This window comes from Phycicoccus sonneratiae (assembly GCF_016887965.1).
Lineage (GTDB): Bacteria > Actinomycetota > Actinomycetes > Actinomycetales > Dermatophilaceae > Phycicoccus > Phycicoccus sonneratiae.
The window spans coordinates 106503-123681 of sequence record NZ_JAFDVD010000021.1 but is presented as its reverse complement, the minus strand read 5'-3'; the positions used below and the strand labels follow the sequence as shown (position 1 = coordinate 123681).

At 67.5% G+C, this 17179-nt stretch carries 15 protein-coding genes; 2 read left to right on the top strand and 13 right to left on the bottom strand.

What is annotated here, in order from left to right; translation table 11 throughout:
• Nucleotides 1–160: 160 nt before the first annotated feature.
• The 12 genes from rraA to JQN70_RS17245 form a co-directional block, all read right to left on the bottom strand.
• Nucleotides 161–628: a ribonuclease E activity regulator RraA gene (rraA, locus tag JQN70_RS17300; protein WP_204132621.1), complete on the bottom strand. Its 468-nt coding sequence runs from the start codon at nucleotides 626–628 to the stop codon at nucleotides 161–163.
• Between the two features lie 71 nt (nucleotides 629–699).
• Complete coding sequence (locus JQN70_RS17295) at nucleotides 700–1686, bottom strand: amidohydrolase family protein (protein WP_204132620.1); 987 nt, start codon at nucleotides 1684–1686, stop codon at nucleotides 700–702.
• 28 nt (nucleotides 1687–1714) lie between these two features.
• The gene (acnA, locus tag JQN70_RS17290) at nucleotides 1715–4420 is read right to left on the bottom strand and encodes an aconitate hydratase AcnA (protein ID WP_204132619.1); all 2706 of its coding nucleotides are present in this window, start codon (nucleotides 4418–4420) and stop codon (nucleotides 1715–1717) included.
• Entirely contained in the window at nucleotides 4417–4755 is a 339-nt protein-coding gene (locus tag JQN70_RS17285) for a putative quinol monooxygenase (protein WP_204132618.1), read from the bottom strand. Before JQN70_RS17285 ends, acnA begins: the two co-directional genes overlap by 4 nt.
• 4 nt (nucleotides 4756–4759) lie before the next feature.
• Nucleotides 4760–5827 (bottom strand): Ldh family oxidoreductase, encoded by a 1068-nt coding sequence (locus JQN70_RS17280; protein ID WP_204132617.1) that lies wholly within the window; start codon nucleotides 5825–5827, stop codon nucleotides 4760–4762.
• On the bottom strand, nucleotides 5824–6480 hold the full coding sequence (otnC, locus tag JQN70_RS17275) for a 3-oxo-tetronate 4-phosphate decarboxylase (protein ID WP_204132616.1): 657 nt from the start codon (nucleotides 6478–6480) through the stop codon (nucleotides 5824–5826). The genes JQN70_RS17280 and otnC overlap by 4 nt, the downstream gene beginning before the upstream one ends.
• The gene (gene otnK, locus JQN70_RS17270) at nucleotides 6477–7730 is read right to left on the bottom strand and encodes a 3-oxo-tetronate kinase (protein ID WP_204132615.1); all 1254 of its coding nucleotides are present in this window, start codon (nucleotides 7728–7730) and stop codon (nucleotides 6477–6479) included. Before otnK ends, otnC begins: the two co-directional genes overlap by 4 nt.
• Nucleotides 7730–8437, bottom strand: coding sequence for an aspartate/glutamate racemase family protein (locus JQN70_RS17265; protein WP_204132614.1), 708 nt, complete (start codon nucleotides 8435–8437; stop codon nucleotides 7730–7732). The genes otnK and JQN70_RS17265 overlap by 1 nt, the downstream gene beginning before the upstream one ends.
• Nucleotides 8434–9525 (bottom strand): isocitrate/isopropylmalate dehydrogenase family protein, encoded by a 1092-nt coding sequence (locus tag JQN70_RS17260; protein ID WP_204132613.1) that lies wholly within the window; start codon nucleotides 9523–9525, stop codon nucleotides 8434–8436. Before JQN70_RS17260 ends, JQN70_RS17265 begins: the two co-directional genes overlap by 4 nt.
• A gap of 27 nt (nucleotides 9526–9552) precedes the next feature.
• On the bottom strand, nucleotides 9553–10683 hold the full coding sequence (locus JQN70_RS17255; protein WP_204132612.1) for an ABC transporter ATP-binding protein: 1131 nt from the start codon (nucleotides 10681–10683) through the stop codon (nucleotides 9553–9555).
• A complete protein-coding gene (locus JQN70_RS17250; RefSeq protein ID WP_204132611.1) occupies nucleotides 10676–12349 on the bottom strand; it encodes an ABC transporter permease in 1674 nt (557 codons plus the stop codon). The genes JQN70_RS17255 and JQN70_RS17250 overlap by 8 nt, the downstream gene beginning before the upstream one ends.
• Nucleotides 12350–12484: 135 nt before the next feature.
• On the bottom strand, nucleotides 12485–13660 hold the full coding sequence (locus tag JQN70_RS17245; RefSeq protein WP_204132610.1) for an ABC transporter substrate-binding protein: 1176 nt from the start codon (nucleotides 13658–13660) through the stop codon (nucleotides 12485–12487).
• 241 nt (nucleotides 13661–13901) lie between these two features.
• Between JQN70_RS17245 and JQN70_RS17240 the strand changes: the two genes are divergently transcribed.
• Both JQN70_RS17240 and JQN70_RS17235 read left to right on the top strand, forming a co-directional pair.
• Nucleotides 13902–14585 carry a GntR family transcriptional regulator gene (locus JQN70_RS17240; protein WP_204132609.1) on the top strand — a complete coding sequence of 228 codons (684 nt, stop codon included), beginning with the start codon at nucleotides 13902–13904 and terminating at the stop codon, nucleotides 14583–14585.
• Nucleotides 14586–14672: 87 nt separating this feature from the next.
• Complete coding sequence (locus tag JQN70_RS17235) at nucleotides 14673–15779, top strand: MFS transporter (protein WP_204132608.1); 1107 nt, start codon at nucleotides 14673–14675, stop codon at nucleotides 15777–15779.
• 224 nt (nucleotides 15780–16003) lie between these two features.
• Here the strand turns inward: JQN70_RS17235 and JQN70_RS17230 are convergent, their stop codons facing one another.
• A complete protein-coding gene (locus JQN70_RS17230) occupies nucleotides 16004–17170 on the bottom strand; it encodes a tyrosine-type recombinase/integrase (RefSeq protein WP_204132607.1) in 1167 nt (388 codons plus the stop codon).
• Nucleotides 17171–17179: the final 9 nt, after the last annotated feature.

The window sequence follows — 17179 nt, the reverse complement described above, 5'->3', positions numbered from 1 at the left end:
TGGCGAACCTTCGCCATCTCGCCCCGCGGGGGGCGGGGCAACCTGTTACGGCAACAGGTACGCCCCGCATCCGGCCGGGACGCGTCGGCCTCATCGTCCGCGGGCGGCTCACACAGCTTCTGTCGGAACGAAGGGCCCAGCGAGCGCCAAAGCGCGCCGCTCAGCCTCTCGTGGTCAGGATGCCGTCGTTGTCACTGTGGAGGCGCTGACCGGGTATGAAGGTAGCTCCTCCGAAGGTCACGTCCACGTCCCTCTGGCCGATGCCGTTCTTGGTGCTCTTGCGGGGGTTCGAGCCAAGGGCCTTGATCCCGAGGTCGACACCGGCGAGGGCGTCAACATCACGGACCGCGCCGTTGATGATGACGCCCTCCCACCCGTTGGCCGCGGCGAGGTCGGCCATCTTGTCGCCCATCAGCGCAGCGCTGAGCGAGCCTGCGCCGTCGACAACGAGAACGCGTCCGGCACCCTCCTCAGCGAGGATCTGCTTGACGATGACGTTGTCCTCGAAGACCTTGACCGTAGTGATCTGGCCCTCGAATGCGGAGCGGCCGCCGAGGTTGCGGAACTGGGTGTGGCAGGACTGCAGGGCTTCGCCGTGGTCGTCGTATAGGTCGGCGGTGGGCTTCATTCGTGAACTCCTGATCTGGTTGGGATGTGGATGGAGGCATGCGCGCGCTCGACCCGAGCGGGTGGATTGGGTCAGCGGGCGCCGTGACGGCCTGTGGTGAAGCCGTAAAGGGTGTTCGGGTTGTCCACGAGGACGCGGTGGATCACGCCGTGGTTCGGGGCCCAGTATTTGAGCAGGCTGAGCATGTCGGCATCGTTGGGCATGGGGACCTCGCCCCTGGATGCCGTCGGGTGCGGCCAGTCGGAGCCCCATACGACTCGTTCAGGCGCGGCATTGACGAAGGCTCTGCCGATGGCCGAGCGGTCCTCGTACAGCGGTGGGCCGGAGACAGATTCGTGGTACACCCCCGAGACCTTGACCCAGGTGTGGCCCTGTTCGACCAGGCCGAGTATCGCTGTATAGGTCGGGTGGCTGGTTCCAACCGCACCCGGGATGCGCCCCATGTGGTCGATGACAAGGTCCACTGGCAGGTCTTCGAGCAGTTGCAGGTTCTCGAGAATCCCCTCTGCGGTCATGTGGATCTGGACGTGCCACCCGAGGTCGGCCACCCGGGCCGCCAGCGGGCGGATGAGCTCCGCTCCGGCCCCTCCCGGGCGGGTGAGGTTGAACCGGATGCCGCGGATTCCGCCGGCATGCAGCTGCTGCAGCTCTGCGTCGCTGACGGAGCCGGCGACGACGGCGATGCCTCGAGCGTGGTGCTGGCCGATCTGGGCGATGGCATCGAGGGTGCAGCGGTTGTCCGTCGCATAGTTCGACGGCGTCACGATGACGGCCTTCTCGGTCCCCAGCCGGGCCTGGAGGAGGCGGTAGTCGGCGACGGTGGCACGCGGCGGCGGCGTCGCGGTCGGGGAGGGGTACGGGAAGCGTTCCGGCTCGAAGATGTGGATGTGGCTATCGACGCTCCCGTGCGGCGGGACGAAGCTGGGGCGGTTGCTGCCGACCGAGAAGGGGGTGGGCTCGGGCGCGGGCCGGGCGGCGCGTGCCGTCGCCGTGGTGGTCGCGGCTAGGGCGGTGGCGCCGGCTCCGGCGAACAGGGTTCTGCGGGTGATCGCGTGCATCGTCGGACTCGATTCTTGTGGTGGGGGGTCAGGTGAGGCTGGGCGGGTGGGTCTTGGCAGTCGGGTCATTGCGGGTGTCGTCGTCTGTGTCGAGCAGTCCGCGCAGGACGTACGGCATCACCCCGCCGTGGCGGAAGTAGTCGATCTCGCGGGGCGTGTCGAGCCGGGCTCGGGCAGTGAACTCGCGGTCGCCGTTACGGACTGTGACCATGGGGTGCACGTCTTCCGGGCCGATCTCGGTCAGGCCCGTGATGGTGATCTCCTCGGCGCCGGTCGGTGCCAGGTCGTCCGGTCCTGCGTCGAGCAGCTCCAACGGCAGGATGCCCATCCCGACGAGGTTCGAGCGGTGGATCCGCTCGAAGGACTGCGCGATCACCGCTCGCACCCCGAGCAGTGCCGGCCCCTTGGCGGCCCAGTCCCTAGAGGAGCCGCCACCATAGTCACGCCCGGCAACGACGACCACCGGGACACCGGCTGCGCGATAGGCGTCAGCCGCGTCATAGATCGACGCCTCCGCACCGTCGGCGAGGAAGTTGCGGGTTCTGGCAGCACGTGTCCCAGGGGCCACCTGGTTCTGGAGGCGGACGTTGGCGAACGCTCCGCGCATCATCACCTGGTGGTTGCCCCGGCGGGACGCGTAAGTGTTCAGGTCCCTGCCGCGGACGCCGTGCTCGGCCAGGTGGGCGGCGGCGGCACTGTTAGCGGTGATGGCCCCGGCCGGGGACACGTGGTCGGTGGTGACCATGTCGCCGAGCTTGACCAAGACCCGTGCAGCGGTGATGTCCTGTGCGGGCTGGGGTTCAGGGGTCATCGCGTCGAGGTACGGGGGACGACGGATGTAGGTGGACTCCTCGTCCCAGTCGAAGCGCTCGGAGGAGGAGACGGCGATATCCTTCCAGCGCTGGTCGCCGTCGAACACGTCGGCGTACGCAGCGCTGAACATCGTGGGGTCGATGTTGTCGGCCATGACGGCGTCGATCTCCGCGGCGTCGGGCCACAGGTCGGCGAGGAAGACGCCATCCCCGTGTTGGTCGTACCCGAGGGGCTCCCGGTAGAGGTCGACGTCCATGGTGCCGACGAGCGCATAGGCGACCACGAGGGGCGGCGAGGCGAGGTAGTTCATGGCCACCTCGGGCTGGATCCGGCCTTCGAAGTTGCGGTTCCCGGACAGCACTGACACCACGTTGATGCCGTGCTCGGCGATCGCGTCGGAGACCTCGGGGACCAGTGGCCCGGACGCCCCGATGCAGGTCATGCACCCGAAGCCCGCCAGGTTGAACCCGAGGGCCTCGAGGTCCGGAACCAGGCCTGCTCGACGGTAGTAGTCCATGACGACCTTGGATCCGGGGCTGAGCGTCGTCTTGACCCAGGGCTTGCTCCTCAGCCCGGCTCGGACGGCGTTGCGTGCCAATAGACCGGCGGCGACCATCACCGAGGGGTTTGAGGTGTTGGTACACGAGGTGATCGCGGCGATGGCGACGAGGCCGTCCGAGACGGCGTGTTGCTGACCCTGCATCGAGAGCGTGGCAGTCACTCGGTTCGGGCGGCCGGAGCTCTCCCAGAGCGCTGCGGCGAATCGGGTCTTGGCCTGGGTCAGGGGCACGCGGTCCTCGGGCCGGGCTGGGCCGGCCAAGGAAGGCACTACGGTGCCAAGGTCGAGGTCGATCGTCTCGTCGAAGTCGAGGACGCGCTCGGGGTCGTGCCACAGTCCCTGCGCCTTCGCGTACGCCTCGACGAGCTCGACCCGATCCTCGGACCGCCCGGTGAACCGCAGGTAGCGCAGCGTCTCGTCATCGATGGGGAAGAGGGCACAGGTGGAGCCGAACTCCGGGCTCATGTTTGCGATGGTGACGCGGTCCGCCACGGGTAGGGCTGCGGTCCCCTCACCGCAGAACTCGACGAACTTGCCGATGACGCCGTGGGCCCGGAGGGTCTCGGTGATGGTCAGGACCAGGTCCGTGGCGGTGGTCCCGGCCGGTAGCTGACCCTGCAGTCGGACCCCGACGACGGGGGGAACGACGATGGACATTGACTGGCCCAGCATCGCCGCCTCGGCTTCGATGCCGCCGATGCCCCAGCCCAGGACGCCGAGGCCATTGACCATGGTGGTGTGGGAGTCGGTGCCAAGGCAGACGTCGGGGAAGGCCCAGCCGTCCTCCACCATGACCACGCGGGCGAGGTACTCGACGTTGACCTGGTGCATGATCCCGGTGCCCGGGGGGACCACCGCGAAGTTCTCCAGTGACTGTTGGCCCCAACGCAGGAACCGGTACCGCTCACTGTTGCGCGTGTACTCGAGCTCGACGTTGCGGGCCATGGCGTCGGGACGTCCGTGGACATCTGCGATGACCGAGTGGTCGATGACCAGTTCGGAGGCGATGACCGGGTTGACCTTGGCGGGGTCGCCGCCCATAGCGGCCATCCCGTCGCGCATGGCAGCGAGGTCGACCACCGTCGGCACGCCGTTGGTGTCGTGGAGGAACACGCGGGATGCGTAGAGATCGACGGGCGTGTCGGTGTCTCCAGCCAGGACGGCCCGGACCTGTGCGTCGGCCCCCGGGGACCCGTCGTGGAACCGAAGGACGTTCTCCAGCAGGATGCGACGGCTCACCGGCATGCTGTCGGGGGCGAGCGCATTGATCCGGTGGTACGAGAGCAAGGAGCCACGCACCTCGAGCGTGCCGTGGGTGTCCTGGGTCGTGCGTCGAGTGCCGGTCAGGTGGGGGTGGTTCATGAGGCGTCCTCGGGTGACGTCGCGTCGGCCAGGTCGCCCGGGAAGGCGGGCGCGAGGTAGGTGTTCACATGCCCACCGTCGATCACGCATCGGGTCGCGGCCGCGCGCCACGCGGCGTAGTGAGGCGCCGCCCGGTGTTCGTGGGTGAACGCGTGCTCGTCTCGGTAGATCTCGTAGAGGACGAACTTTGTCGGGTCACCAACGACCCTGTGCACGTCGAAGCGCAGGCATCCCGGCTCGTCCCGCAGGCTGGCGCGGGCGTTGGTGCGGATCGCGGTCAGGAACTCCTCGATCCGCTCCGGGCGGACGTCCAGGGTCACCAGCACGACGTGCACGGGGTCACCCACCCAGCGTCTCTGCGTCCACGCCGCACGATGCCGCGAGGGCACACAGGTCGTCGATCGTCCTTCGTGGCAGGGAGATCCCCTCCGATTGAGCCTTGCGCAGGTTCCGGTCCTCGATCTCGCCGGGGTAGAAGACCTCGTCATGTCCCGCGGCCAGCGGCACCGACTTGGTGCCGTCGATGAGGGTGGCCAGGTCGTGCCCGAACTCCATCGGCGACCGGACGGCGTCGACGCGGATCGCGATGACGAGGTGTCCGCAGCCGCTTCGCCGATCCGGGACGTAAGGCCCGGCGATGTCGGTGGCGTACGAGCTGCCGGTCAGGACGCCGGAGAGGATGTCCATCATGAAGGAGATTGCGTAGCCCTTGTGGGCTGCCATGGGCAGGATCAGGCCGTCGATTGCAGCCTGGGGGTCAGTTGTGGGGACCCCATCGGCGTCGATTGCCCATCCGTCGGGGATGGTCGTGCCACGCTCACGTGCGGCGTAGACCTTGCCGCGGGCCACGGTGGTGTTGGCGATGTCGAGGACAACGGGTCCGAGTGTTCCACCGGGGACGGCGATCGACCACGGGTTGGCGCCGACGGTCTTCACGCGTCCGCCCCATGGAGCCATGGCCGGGCTGCCGTTGGTGGTGAGGATCGCCGCGCAACCCGCCTCGGCCATAGCGCGGGTGAAGTAGGCGGCCGTGCCGAAGTGGTTGCTGTTGCGAACCGCCACGACACCTACGCCGTGGGTCTGCGCGCGCTCCACGGCGAGGTCGCATGCGGTGCGCGTGACGACTTGGCCGATGCCGTCGCGGCCGTCGAGGACGTTGACAGCGCCGCCGTCGAGGATGTGCTCGCTTCGGGTGACCGGATTCATCACGCCGGAGCGGAGCCGTTCGACGTACCAGCTCAGCCGCAGGACGCCGTGCGAGGGATGGCCCCAGGCGTCCGCCGTCACCAGACTGTCGGCTACGTACTCGGCGTCCGTAGCCGGCACCCCGACAGACTCGAGTACGGCCGCACACAGTTCCCTGAGCTGTTCCGGTCGGACCGCAGTGGTGGCTGGCGCTTCGGTCATCGAGACACCTCCGGGCTTGCGGCACGCGGCTGACGCAGGGCGTCTGCCTCGGCTGTGGTGAGTGGTCGGGTGCTCTCGCCACGCAGGAGCAGGTACAGCCGAGCTGTCTCCTCGAGTTCTTCCACGGCGTCGGCCGCTGTGGCCAGGTCGGGTCCGGCCACCACGGGTCCATGGTTGGCGAGCAGCATCGCATGGTGGGCGCGGGCCGTGGCTTCGGCCAGCGACCCGAGGGCGACGTCACCGGGCGCGTGGTACGGCAGCAGCGGCAGCCGTCCGACGCGCATGACGTAGTACGCGGTCAGCGGTGGGAGGGCATCGTCGGGGTCGAGCTCGGCCATGCAGGAGACGGCCACCGAGTACGTGCTGTGGGTGTGCACGACCGCCGCTGCGTCGGGTCTAGCCCGGTACACGGCTGCGTGCAGGAATCCTTCCTTGGAGGGGCGAGGCCCGTCGAGGTGCTTTCCCGTGCTGGCGTCGAGCACCGAAAGGTCTTGGGGGTCGATGGCGCCCAAGGAGGCCCCGGTGGGCGTGAGGAGCATGGTCGAGCCGATGCGGGCGCTGATGTTTCCGGTGCGCCCGAAGGTCAGGCGTCGGCTGAAGAACGATGCGCCGAGGTCGGCGATCTGGCGTCGGATGGTGGACTCGCTGGTCACGGCTGCGTCACCGCCCGGGTCAGGAGGTCCGGAAGGCCGAAGTTTCCGGACTTCAGTAGGAGCGCAATGGGTTCTTCACCGGTGGTCAGACACCACGGCACCCCGCGCTCGGCTTCCTGCCCGACCAGAACTGAGCGGACGCCGAGCGCCTGGACCACAGCGCCGGAGGTCTCACCCCCGGCCACGACGACTCGGCGTGCGCCGCGGTTGACGGCGTGTCGTGCCGCCTTGGCCAGCACCTCCTCGAGGACGGTTCCCGTCTTGTCGCCGAAGACGTGTTGGGTTAGGGCGCGCTCCTCGGCGCTGGCCGTGGCGTACACCATCACGGGCACATCGGTGGGCGCGGAGTCGAGCCATGCCTGCGCCTCCTCCCACAGAGACTCGGGGGTGTCACCGTTGGAAGGGGAGAGCCGGTAGGAAGGGAACAGGGCGCGTGCGTTGGCAACCTGGCCCTGGGTGGCGCTGGAGCAGCTCCCGGCGATGATCACGGCGGCACCCTTGGGAAGCGTGGCGGGGACCGCGGGTGGGTTTTGGCCGGCTCGGACCTCGCCGTGGGCGCGCGCCAATCCCGCACCGCCCGTGGTCACGCGCCACGACGACGTCGCTGCGGCCAGGGTGAGCAGATCCGTGTCATCGACGGCGTCAGCGATGATGTGGCGGATCCCCTGGCCACGTAGCTCGTCCAGCCGTGGCTGGGCCACCTGAGACCCGCCGACCAGGCACTCGCGGCTGAGGTGGCCAACTGGGTGGGTCGACTGGGGTGCGAGCACTCGTCGAAGATCGGAGTCGGTCATCGGGGTCAACGGGTGGGTGGCCATGGACGACTCGGACAGCAGTTGGTCGTTGACGAAGAGATGTCCTTGGAAGACTGTCCGGCCGTGTTCCGGGGAGGCGGGGCACAGCACGGTTGCCTCCTCGCCGAGCTCGTCCAGGACTGCGTCTACGACGGGCCCGATGTTCCCCGCCGGTGTGGAGTCGAAGGTGGAGCAGTACTTCACGTAGTACTGCTGCGCGCCGCCCTTCTTCAACCAGCGAAGGGTGTCCAGCGTCTGCTGCACGGCTTCGCCGGGCGGGGTTGTGCGGGTCTTGAGGGCGACGACGACGACCTCATTGTCCGGCACTGGCAGATCCGGTTCCGGGACACCGAAGACCAGTGCCGTGCTGAGTCCGCTGCCGCGCAGGGCGGCCGCCACGTCCGTGCCGCCCGTGTAGTCGTCGGCGATGCAGCCGAGCCAGGGTGTTTGGGTCATCACTCGCGCTCCGTTCCTGCTCCCACCACGCGCGCGCGTAGCGCTGTGGCCGCGAGCAGGGGCGCGCTCAGAACCGGTTTGCCGAGTGCGCGCTCCACTCCCGAACGCGCGGGAGCCAGTGAGAAGTTGCCCAGAACGACGGCGTCGACCTCCTCGAGATGTGGTGTGGCGGTCTCGATGAGGAGCCGTTCGAGCCCGGGCAGGTCACCCGACACCACCAGGGCATGCGCGCCGGGGGCGACCTCTCCGACGACTGTGGTGGCGGCTGATGCCGGCGAATCATCGAGCACGGTGCGCAACCGTGTGACCGAGTCCTGGACCGCCGGAGGTAGCGGGCCCAGGAGCAGCACGGAGCCGTAGCCACGTCGTGACACCTCGTCAAAGAGCTCCTCGTCGGCACTGAGCATTGGCAGCGTGCTCGCCAGGCGCTCCTGTTGGACGACCGGGCCGTACATGGTGCAGGAGAGCAGGACGGCGTCGGCACCCCCGTTGACGGCGTAGTCGATCAGGCTTGCCATGCGCGCAGACAGCCCAGGCGTGAGGCCGCCGGCGGCTTCGGCGTCAATGATCAGCCGGTCATCCATCAGGCTCCACACAGTGGCCTCGGGGAAACCTTCCGCGAGGGCAGCCCTGGCCGGGGCCACCGATGCCGCGGTTGCGTTGATGACGGCGACGGTAGGCGGCCTAGCGGTCTGCGACGGGTTCACAGCTGCTTGATGCAGACGGCGACCGCCTCTGCGAACTCACGACATCCCACGGTGCCGCCCATGTCGGTCGTGGCGGTTCCGGCCGCCACGGTGTCGGTCACACCGCGCTCGATCAGACGTGCGGCGCGAACCAGCGAGTCGTCGTCGTTCCGGGTGCCCAGCCAGTCCAGCAGCATGGCGGTGGACAGGATCATCGCGATCGGGTTGGCCTTGTTCTGGCCGGCGATGTCCGGTGCTGACCCGTGTGCGGCCTGCGCCATGGCACGGTCTTTGGACGCGTTGAGCGACGGGGCCAGGCCGAGGGATCCGGCGAGCTCGCCGGCCAGGTCGGACAGGATGTCGCCGAACATGTTCTCGGTCACCACGACGTCGAACTCGTTGGCGCGGCGGACCAGGTGGACGGTCATGGCGTCGATGTGGAAGTCGTCGAGGGAAACGTCGGGGTAGTCCTTCGCGACCTCGCGGCAGACGTCGCGGAAGAGGCCGGTGGTCATCTTCAGGACATTGGCCTTGTGGACGATGGTCACCTTCTTGCGTCGTCGCATGGCAAGCTCGAACGCTTCCTTAGCGATGCGCTCGCAGGCCTGCCGGGTGATGATGCCTAGCGCAATGGCGACATCCGGAGTGGGCATGAACTCACCGGTGCCGCGGTAGGTGGAGCGGTCGGCGTAGAAGCCTTCGGTGTTCTCGCGCATGATGACCAGGTCGGTGCCGGGGACCACGGCGGTGCTGCCCTCGAATGCCTTGGCGGGTCGCACGTTGGCGAACAGGTCGAAGTGCTTGCGGATGGTGCCGCTGGGGTTGAGTTCCGAACGAAAGGGCTCGGGGTAGGCGGCGCTGTCGTGGGGCCCGAGCAGCCACCCGTCGGTGTCGGCCAGGGCGGCCAGGGTCGACTTGGGCGTGGACTCTCCGAGCTCCTCGATGGCTTCGAAGCCGAGGGGGAGCTCCTTCCAGTTGATCGGCTGCGCCCCGGCGACCTCGAGGGCGGCGTCGGCGATCAGCACGGAGGCGGGAACGATCTCGGGGCCGATCCCGTCGCCGTTCAGGACGCCCAGCGTGTACTGGCGGGGGGTGGTGGTGGTGGTCACGGTGGTTCCTCTGTTCTGGCGGTGGGGTCAGGGGGCGACGGTCAGTAGGGCTTGGGCGTCCTCGGAGAGGACATCGGCCTGGGGGAAGATCAGGCAGGCGTCCGGGTCGACGGTGAGGTTGACGGCTCCGGCGAGGCCGCCGCGGTCGTTGACGACCTGCACGACGTGGTCGCCGACCTTGAGGTCGTACTCGAAGCGTGAGCCGAGGTAGGAGGTGGTGAGGACCTCCGCGCTGATGACGTTGGTTCCCGGCATGGCCGTGTCGTCGGCGGGCAGGACGGCCAGCTTCTCGGGACGCACGGCAACGGTGACGTGGTCGCCGACGGTGACCTTCTCAGGGGTGTCGACCGTCATCTGCTGGCCGTTGGCCTCGAGCTTGAGGGCCGCCCCCGTCGAGGTGACGTCAGTGACGGTCGCCTCGAGGAAGTTGCACCGTCCGACGAAGGCTGCGACCTCCGCGGTGGCCGGCGTCTCGTAGATCTCGGTCGGTGTGCCGACCTGGATCATGTAGCCGTTGGACATCACGGCGATGCGGTCACTTAGGGCCAGCGCCTCGTCCTGGTCGTGGGTGACGTAGACGGTGGTGATCCCGAGGTCTTCCTGGAGTCGCTTGAGCCAGGCCCGGGCCTGCTCGCGCAGCTTGGCGTCCAGGTTGGACAGTGGCTCGTCGAGTAGGAGGACGCTGGGGGAGTAGACCAGGGCCCGCGCGAGGGCGACGCGCTGCTGCTGGCCGCCGGACATCTGGTGCGGGTAGCGCTCGCGCAGGTGGAGCAGGCCGACCTTGTCGAGGGCTTCGTCGATCAGGCGTCGCTGTTCGGTCTTGTCCACCTTGCGGATCTGTAGCGGCATCGCCAGGTTGTCGGCGATGGTCTTGTGTGGCCACAGGGCGTAGGACTGGAAGACCATGCCGAGGTTTCGTCCCTCTGGCGGGACGAAGAGCTTCTTGTCGGTGTCGACGAAGGTGGTGTCCCCGACGGAGATCGCGCCGCTGCTGGGCTGTTCCAGGCCGGCGATGCAGTTCAGCGTCGTGGACTTGCCACATCCACTCGGGCCGAGGAGGGTGAAGAACTCACCGTCCTTGATGGTGAAGTCGACGTTGTCGAGGACGACGTTGTCGCCGAAGATTTTGTTGAGGTTTGAGACCTTGACGTCAGGCATCTCTGTTGTGTCCCTTCAGGAGGAGTCCGGCGAGCCCGACGAAGGCTGCGGTGATGGCGATCTGGATGGTTGCGAGTGCGGCGACTGAGCCGGTGTTGCCTTGGACCCAGAGCTCGAGCATGGTCGTGCCGATGATGTTGGTGTCGGCGGACCCGAGGAAGACGGCGGGCGAGTACTCCTTGAGCATGGTCACGAAGGTGAGGACCAGGGCTCCGAGGAAGGCCGGGGTGATGAGCTTGGCGAGGATCATGGTGAAGGCCTTGATCCAGTCCGCGCCCGAGACCCGTGCGGCGTTGTCGAGCTCCTGCCCGATCTGCATGACCGATGGTGCGAGAGAACCGAACCCGCTTGGGAGGGCCCGTAGCCCGAAGCCGATGATCAGGGCCCACAGGGTTCCCTGGATGAACGAGCCGAGCCCGAAGGGCGCGTAGGCGAAGGCCCAGAAGAGGCCGATACCCACGATGATGCCGGGCATTGCCTGGGGCGCCAGGGCCAGGTACTCGGCGACGCGTCGGTACCGGAAGGTGGATCGTCGGGCGACCATGACCGCCAGCAGGGCGACGAGGCTGACCAGCACGGCTCCCAGGCCGGCCACGATGAGGCTGTTCTTGATGGACTGGATGTACGCGGCGTAGTTGAAGATGCGCTGGTAGTTAGCCATCGTCAGCGACTGGAGCGGGGACTGTAGGGGGGTGAAGATGAACGTGAAGGAGCGGAAGATGAGACCGACGATCGGCACGAGTGCGCCCATGACGACGTAGATCGAGATGGCCGCCACGCTGACCCACTTGAGCCAGCCCAGGTCCAGTCGGCGGGGTCGGGTGGCCTTTCCGCGTACGGAGACGAAGCGCTGTGCGTCCTTGAGCAGTTTGGCCTGGATGAACACCAGCCCGACGGTCACCGCCAGGATGATGGTGGAGGCCGCTCCCAGGACGCCGTAGTCGGGGTTGATGGACTGCAGCCCGTTCCGGAACAGGAAGGTGGAGAACACCTGGATGTTCACCGGCTGGCCGTAGAGCAGGGGCACGCTCAGCGTCTCGATCGACATTGAGATGACCAGGATCGAGCTGTAGACGATGGGCGGCCTGAGCATCGGGAGGATCACCTGAAACAGGATGCGCAGTGGGCCTGCGCCGCAGACCTGCGCAGCCGACTCGAGTGAGGCGTCGCTCTGGCGCAGTGCGCCGGCACAGAACGTGTAGGCAATGGGCGCCAGAGCGACGGCCTCGGTCAGTGCCATCCCTGGGATGGAGTACAGGTTCCAGGGCACGAAGCCCAGGACCTGCTGAACCTTGACCGACACGAAGCCGGCCGGTCCGTACATCGCGATCCAGCCGAAGCCCAGGATCAGCGACGAGATGAAGAACGGCCACTGCATGGCGGCTGCGAAGAAGCGGCCGCCGGGGATCTTGGTGCGCACCACCACGACCGCCATAGGCACCGCGATGACGAGGGTGAGCACGGTGGTCATGACCGCGAACAGCACGGTGTTCAGAGCCACCTGGCCGAACCCGGCCTCGGTGAACAGCTTGACGTAGTTGTCCAGGCTGAGCGTGCCACCAGCCTCGTAGAGCGGCCGGTCCAGCAGCGACTGGTACAGCGTGGGCACCACCGGTGCCAGGACCAGGACGGCCAGGAAGATGATGACTGCCCAGAAGAGCAGCATCTCCCTGCCCTGTCCGAGGACCCGCCGGTACCGTGGTGCCGGGTATGCACCCGGTACCGGCGGGCTGCCGCTTCGTCGCGGCGACGTCGTTGTCGTAGTCATGGCTGTCTGTGTCCTTCGTTAGCGCTGAGGAGCTCAGCGGCCGAGGAGGCCGTCCCAGCGAGTGGTGAAGGCCTTGACCTCGTCCTCGGGGACCTTCGTGTACTCGACGTTGATGACGTTGTCCTCGCCGACCTTCTTGACCAGCTCCTGGTACGTGTGGCGGCCGTCAGTGGCTTCGATGCCCTCGCGGTAGGAGGTGAGGCCACCTTCGGCCACGGCGCGCTGGCCCTCCTCGGACAGGACGAAGTCGGTGAACAGCTTGGCGGTTGCGGTGTGCGGAGCCTTGGCCGCGATGCCGATGCCGCGGGGCAGGACCACGGTGCCGTCGTCGAGGAAGGTGATGCCGAGCAGGCCGCCGCTCTGCTCAACCTTCGGGTAGGCCGGGGCGGCGCTGACGAAGAAGCCGGCGAGGTACTCGCCCGCGGTGATCTTCTCGAGCTGGGTCCCGGAGGAGGTCTCGGCCTTGCCCAGAGGCAGGATCTTCTCAAGCGAGGTCCAGGAGTCGGGCCGGGCCTCGGTGAAGGCGTGCGAGACCGTGAAGCCGAACGCTCCGTTGACGTCGCGGGTGGTGATCTTGCCCTTGTAGGTGTTCGGGTCCTTGGACACGATGTCGGCCAAGCTCTTCAGGCCGGTCGGCTTGTCCTTCATCAGCGACGCGTTGTAGACGATCGACATCGGGTCAGTCGACATCGCGTACACGTTGGGCATCAGCGTGGCGACCTTGGGGAGCTTCTGCACCTCGGGCGAGGTGTACTCGAGGAGGGTGTCCGGGCGCTCGGCGAAGTCGGCCCACGCCTGCGCGGCGTTGGACACCAGGACGTCGGCCGGCGAGCCGCTCGTGGCCTGCTCGCTGAGCACCTTCTGGAAGACCTCGTCGCTGTCCAGGTTGTTTGCCGAGATCTTGGTCACCCAGGGGTACTTCTTCTTGAAGTCCCGGAAGATCGGGTCCCAGTTCTCCTGGTCGGTGTTCGAGTAGATGGTGAGCTCGCCACCCTCGGCCTTCGAGGCGGCGATGACGTCGGCGTAGTCAGCCGGGTAGTAGGCCGGGGCCTCGCCGGTCTTGACGACGTTGGTGGCTCCCGGCTCGGGGCCATCGGCTGAGCCGCAGGCGGCCATGATGGTCAGGGACGCGGCAGCGCCGAGGGCCAGGGCCACTCGTGCGGGACGCCTGCGGACACCACTGCGGATGTCCAATGAGACAGCGTTCATGCTCTTCCTCCTTGAAGAACCAGGCCCAGTGGCCTCGGGTCGTTCGCACTAGACTGACGGTTATAACCTATGACGTCAAGCCTTGGGAGCAATTTCTTGGGATCTTCAGCGCGGTCGGGCCTCTGCAGGCGACAGATCGGTCAGCCGGGCTGCGACATCGAGTTGCCCGACATCCGATCAGGCGTGGCCGTTTGGGCAGGTCATGCGCTACGTTATAACCCTGAGATCTGGAGGAGATCGGATGTCGCAGCCCGCAGAGATGTACGAGACGAAGAGCGACTTCGCCTATCGGCAGGTCCGTGACCGCATCCTGTCCGGCGAGCTGGAGCCCGGATCGGTCATCCAGCAGCGCGACCTGGCGCGGGACATCGGAATCAGCACGACTCCGCTGCGTGAGGCGCTGCGTCGGCTGAAGAGCGAGGGTCTGGTCGAGCTCGACGCTCACCGGGACGCTCGGATTTCCTCGTTGCGCGCAGAGGAGGCACGCGACCTGCTCGAGGTTCGTCGCTCGCTGGACCCCCTGGCGGCGTCCCTTGCCGCGGAGCGTCGGACCAAGGCCGACATCCAGGCGATCCGCTCCGCCGCGGCGGGCCTCGACCCGTTGCCCTCCCACCCTGCCATCGAACATCTGCGGGCTCACCGTCGCTTCCACGCGGCCATCTACATGGCGTCGCACAACGACCTGCTGATCGACAGCCTCGAGAGCCTGTGGAACAAGGCCGATCGGTACCGCCGCCTCGCATTGCAGACCGACCGTGGGCAGGCGGCAAGGGACCAGAAGGCCCGCGAGCACGCCCTGCTGGTGGAGTTCGTGATCGCCGGTGATAGCGAAGCGGCCGGCGCGGTGATGCGCGAGCACATCGACACCAGCCTGGGTGCCACCGCGGTGTGGAGACTTGGACACGGCGACGCGCTCGACCTCTAACTAGTGAAGGGCCAGGCAGCCCGTTGGGCGGGACAGCCGTGGGTGGCGTGGGGCGTGCTGCTAAGTCATGCGCTGCTCATCCAAGTCGTGACCTTCGTCCTTCGACCGACCACTACGTACCGGGCCATCGAACTTGGACTGGGTAACAGCCTGCTCGGCCTGTTGTCGGCGTGCTTCGCGCTCGCGCCGTTGATCCTGGCTCTGCCAAGTGGCTCAGTGACCGATCGGGTCGGGGAGCGCGTCATGGCCTTCGCTGGCGCGGTCCTCGTGTTGGCATCTGCGCTGACCTTGGCCACCCTCGGAACTTCCATCGGTGGCTTGGTCGCAGGCACCGTCCTGTTGGGCTTGGGACATCTGGGTAGCGTGATCGCCGAGCAGACCTGGGTCGCCAACCGAGCGCGCGGTGGACGCGCCGACTCCGCATTCGGCAAGTACACATTCGCCGCCTCGCTGGGACAGAGCGTCGGTCCCGCCCTGCTGCTGTTCTTTGGCTCTGGGCACGCGATCCCCAACACGGGTGCCATCTTCGCGAGCGCCTGCGTCGCGGCCCTCCTTTTGCTGCTGGTGTCCCTGGGGCTGAAACGGACTGTTCGACTGTCACCACCACCTGGCCAAGCCGAAGTCGGTACCCGCCAGCTGATCCGCCTCCCCGGGCTCGCTCGAGCGCTCCTGACGAGCTGCGTCGTACTGGCCGCCGTGGACATCACGCTCGTCTACGTGCCGGCCCTCGGTGCTGAGCGAGGCATCGCCGCTGGCACGATCGGGGTCCTGCTCGCGATCCGTGGTCTCGCCTCCATGGCCTCACGCATCGGCCTGGGCGCTCTCGTCGCCCGCCTCGGACGCCGCAGACTGCTTGTCACCTTCACGCTGCTCGCGGCGTCGGCGATGGCGCTTGCGGCGTTGCCGTTGAGCGTGCCGCTCCTCGCGATCTGCCTCGCCGTTACTGGGTTCGGGCTGGGTGTTGGCCAACCCTTGACGATGTCCTGGCTTTCGGACTCCGCACCGGCTGGTGCCCGCGGCAAGGCCATGTCCCTTCGCCTGGTGGGCAACCGCGCTGGTCAGGTCTTCCTCCCGGCTATCGCGGGCACTGTGGCAGCCAGCGCCGGCGCAGGGGGCGTTCTGGCGGTGACATCCGCGGGCTTGGTCGTCGTTGGCATGATGGCGCGGAGACTGCCTTTGGTCCCTCCCGGCTGAGTGCAGGCGCTGGGGCGCATGTGCCGGCGGCAAGTGTGAAGACGCGGTGTGGAACGTCCTCTCGACGGAGCTCGCGGCCGCGACGATGCGGTGCATTCGTACTGGGTAGGTGTGCGCCGTTATGCCCCAGTTGTGCCCGGCGATAGGAACGCAAGATGGGCTCTGACCGCGTTTCCGCTGATCAGAGCCCTTCACCTACTGGTCGGGGTGACAGGATTTGAACCTCACTCCCCAGCGCCCTCGATGTCGGCAGCCATGCGTTCGAGGGCTTGGGCGAGGTTCTTGTCATGCGACGTGGACGTGTGGAGATAGATGGAGCTCACCTTGGGGTCCGCGTGGCCCATGCGAGTTTGCAGGGTTGCTTGGCTCGCGCCGGCGTCAGCTGCGAGCGTGTTAGCGGTGTGACGAAGGTCGTGCCACACCATCCCCTCGTGCCCGACCGTGCGTGAGGCCACTTTGAACGATGCGAGCAGGGTGTGTCGCGAGATCGGTTGCCCGTCGGCACGAACCCACACGAAGTCCTTCGGTTGCATCCGGTCACGGGTGTCGATGTGCTCGGTCATCGCCTCCACCACGTGTCGCGGCATGTGGATCGTTCGTTGCCCACGATCCGACTTCGGGGGGCCGATGACCAGGCGCGCGGGGGTGCCGACGTACTGCGCGGTCTGAGTGATCCGAAGAGTGCCGGCGTTGAGGTCGACGTCAGTGCGCCGCAACCCGGCGGCCTCCGCAATGCGGAGGCCGCACCACCCTGACACCAGGGTCAGGGCACGCCACCTGGCTGGCATGGCAGCCGCGAGGTGTTCCAGCTCGCCGGGAGATAGCGCGGTGGACTCGCGAACCTTGGCTGCATGGCCCGCTCCCTTGAGCCGGCACGGGTTCCGCAGGATGAGCTCGTCATCTTCCGCGGTTTGGAGTATCGCCTTGAGGAGTCCGTATGCCTTGGCGCCGGCCGCATCGTGGCCGGTGGCTGAAAACTGGCCGCGCCACTGGCGTACGGCGGCGGTGGTGATCTCATCGAGGGGGAGCGGACCGAACGCCGGGAGGATGTGCACGTCTAGCGAGTTGCGATAGCCGGCGAGGGTGGATGGCCTCAAGGCGGCGCCCTTGGAGGTGACTCGATGGCCCAGCCACTGCTCGGCGTAGACGGCGAGAGTGCGGCCGCGTCGCGTGGACTCCGCCGCCGCGGCCCTCAGGGCACGTTCGTGCGGTGAAGACCATTGCCCGAGAGTGATGAGGCGCCGCTCCTCAGCCAGCCACGCTTGAGCGTCGCCCTTCGTCTGGAAGGTCGTTGAACCGACGTGGCGGATCAGGTCCGGGCCGAGGAATCGGGCCTGCCATCGCCCTGATGGCAGCTTGCGCACGCTTCCGAACCCGCTGCGACCCGCCACACGTGGCTC

Excerpts from the sequence above, each read along its gene's own strand:
- JQN70_RS17250 (WP_204132611.1), bottom strand. The coding sequence starts at position 12,349 with ATGCTGCTCTTCTGGGCAGTCATCATCTTCCTGGCCGTCCTGGTCCTG.
- JQN70_RS17255 (WP_204132612.1), bottom strand. The coding sequence starts at position 10,683 with ATGCCTGACGTCAAGGTCTCAAACCTCAACAAAATCTTCGGCGACAAC.
- JQN70_RS17280 (WP_204132617.1), bottom strand. The coding sequence starts at position 5,827 with ATGACCGAAGCGCCAGCCACCACTGCGGTCCGACCGGAACAGCTCAGG.
- JQN70_RS17240 (WP_204132609.1), top strand. The coding sequence starts at position 13,902 with ATGTCGCAGCCCGCAGAGATGTACGAGACGAAGAGCGACTTCGCCTAT.
- JQN70_RS17295 (WP_204132620.1), bottom strand. The coding sequence starts at position 1,686 with ATGCACGCGATCACCCGCAGAACCCTGTTCGCCGGAGCCGGCGCCACC.
- otnK (WP_204132615.1), bottom strand. The coding sequence starts at position 7,730 with ATGACCCAAACACCCTGGCTCGGCTGCATCGCCGACGACTACACGGGC.
- rraA (WP_204132621.1), bottom strand. The coding sequence starts at position 628 with ATGAAGCCCACCGCCGACCTATACGACGACCACGGCGAAGCCCTGCAG.
- acnA (WP_204132619.1), bottom strand. The coding sequence starts at position 4,420 with ATGAACCACCCCCACCTGACCGGCACTCGACGCACGACCCAGGACACC.
- JQN70_RS17245 (WP_204132610.1), bottom strand. The coding sequence starts at position 13,660 with ATGAACGCTGTCTCATTGGACATCCGCAGTGGTGTCCGCAGGCGTCCC.